Below are 2,501 nucleotides of genomic sequence, written 5' to 3' on the forward strand. Positions count from 1 at the left end.
GTATCTTTAATTTTTATATTGAGGATTTGTAGTTATTGATACTTAAACAAATTTCAAAATACTTAATATTTTATTGAATTTTTTTATAGGTAAAAATTCTTGCCGTTTTGAGTGAATCTGAAATGAATGTATTAATAGTTAATCTTCAATTTGCAAAAAAAAGTTAAAAATCATGGTAAACTTTAATGTAAAAAGGTATAATATTATTAAGAAAAGCATTGAAAATGACCTATACTCCTAACAAGATATAGGTTATTCTATTTAAATATGTAGATTAATTTCTCATTTTCTTGTAATATAAATTTAGAAAGTTATTTTAAAACAATGTAATATTTAATCTGTATAATAAGTATACGAATTAAGTTATAGGTCTAAAATATTACTATATCGTAGAAAAGGGGTGCTTAAAATGAAAGTGTTTCAAGATCTTGTTAAAGAAACATTAGAGCTTCGTGATTTAGAAGAATTAGAATCAGCAGCAGATTTATTTCAGTTTGGTATAGAAAAGGGATATTATAATAAAAGGCAAGCTGATGAATTTAATACTATCTATTGGAAAGTTAAAAACAAATGTTTAGGATATGCTATTGCAGATGTTGTTAAAGGTAATACTTTAGATATTATAAGTATAGTTACTAATGCTCCAGCAGATATAAAGGATAAAAGAAATGAGCTTATTGGATATGTAAATTCTAGATTAAAGGCGCTTAAAGGAAAAGTAACAGGAATTAGATAGTTTACTATATACGGATGTACTATTTAAATATGAAATAAAACTTCTATTGAAGTAGTAACATCCATATAGATAAACTTAAATGGCATTTTTATTTTAATACAAGTCATATACTTAGAGTTTTATGTAAAATAAATTATTTTGAGTATAGAGTTAATATAGATATAGTTATGACTAATATTATAGTGGTTAGCATAGCTGTTTATTTTTTTACATGTTTTGCAATAGGACAAAAAAATTCTTAGTACTATAGTTTTTCTATTCTACTAAGCATGGAAGCTGTTTTTGCTACTATTTGGGGAACTTATAATAGTAGGAAGAGTATTTGGTGTTTAAAGGTGCTATTGGATGTTTATTAATGCTTGTAGGGATGATTTTACCGTAATTGAAGAATCATGAAAAATGGGACATAAAAATTGAATCCTTATATTAATTTGTTATCTAATAGGCTATTGTTATTAAAAATATAGTGATTAGTGATAATATAAATTTTATTATGTGAAAGGGGATTCATAAATTGAGTGAAATAACAATGCTAGGAACCGGAGCTGCAATGGTTACAAGATGCTATAATACTTGTTTTACAATTTCAAGCAAGGATGAGTATTTTCTTGTGGATACAGGTGGTGGCAATACCATACTTTCAAATCTAGAGAAGGTAGAAATACCTATAAGTAAAATTCATAATGTGTTTATATCTCATAGTCATAATGATCATATAACAGGTATTGTATGGATAATAAGAGCAGTTGCACAACAAATTATTAATGGATCCTATGATGGTAAGCTTTATATTTATTGTCATAAGGATGTAATACATATAATAAAAACTATAAGCAATTTACTTTTGCAAAAAAAGTTTATAGACCATATTGATAAAGATATAATTTTTGTAGAAATATATGATGGTTGTAATCTTAATATATTAGACATTCAACTTCAATGTTTTGATATTAAAAGCACTAAGCAACTTCAATTTGGTTTTACTGCTAAATTAAAAAATGGCAAAAAATTAGCTTTTCTTGGTGATGAACCACTTAATGATAGTGTATTTAATTATGTGAATGAATCTCAGTACCTTATGCATGAAGCGTTCTGTTTGTATTCTCAAAGAGAAAAGTTTAAACCATATGAAAAGCATCATTCTACAGTAAAAGATGCTTGTGAGAATGCAGCGAAGCTACAAGTAGAAAATGTAATATTGTTTCACACAGAAGATAAAAATTTAAGTAAGAGAAAAGAACTATATACAGAAGAGGGAAAAGAATATTTTAAAGGCAATATTATAGTACCTAATGATCTTGAAGTCATAGAACTTTAGTATAAGATGATAAGTTTAAATTAAACTTATCATCTTATTTTTTTTGCTTAAGGCCACAATATTCACAGTAAGCAGCATTATGCTCAACTTCTTTTCCGCATAGAGGACATATCTTCTTATACTGTACTTTTAATATTTTCTTTTGTATATTAGAAATTCTATTTTTAATTTCCTTAATATCTTTGCAGAATTTTATAAGAGTCCTATCTAAAGGTTTATCTTTTTCATATTGTTCATATATTTTTTTACCTATTTTCTCATATATTTCTTTTATATCTTTTTCTTCATTGGATATTTCTAAATTTAATTTTGATATCTCTATGAATTCTTCTGTTTTTTTACAGCAGAACTTGCACTGTTTTCAAGAGAATCTTTAATTTTCATAATATTAAAAGGTATAGGCATAATTATTCCTCCCAATTTATATAATACATCTATACTACGTGT

At 25.5% G+C, this 2,501-nt stretch carries 2 protein-coding genes; both read left to right on the forward strand.

Features of this window, described 5'->3' with window-relative positions:
* Nucleotides 1-409 precede the first annotated feature (409 nt).
* Nucleotides 410-736: a hypothetical protein gene (locus tag RH99_RS17865; RefSeq protein WP_010241641.1), complete on the forward strand. Its 327-nt coding sequence runs from the start codon at nucleotides 410-412 to the stop codon at nucleotides 734-736.
* Between the two features lie 514 nt (nucleotides 737-1,250).
* On the forward strand, nucleotides 1,251-2,054 hold the full coding sequence (locus RH99_RS17870) for an MBL fold metallo-hydrolase (RefSeq protein WP_010241642.1): 804 nt from the start codon (nucleotides 1,251-1,253) through the stop codon (nucleotides 2,052-2,054).
* Nucleotides 2,055-2,501 lie beyond the last annotated feature (447 nt).

Origin of the sequence: Clostridium arbusti SL206 (genome assembly GCF_000246895.1) — a bacterium.
GTDB classification, from domain to species: Bacteria; Bacillota; Clostridia; order Clostridiales; family Clostridiaceae; genus Clostridium_I; species Clostridium_I arbusti.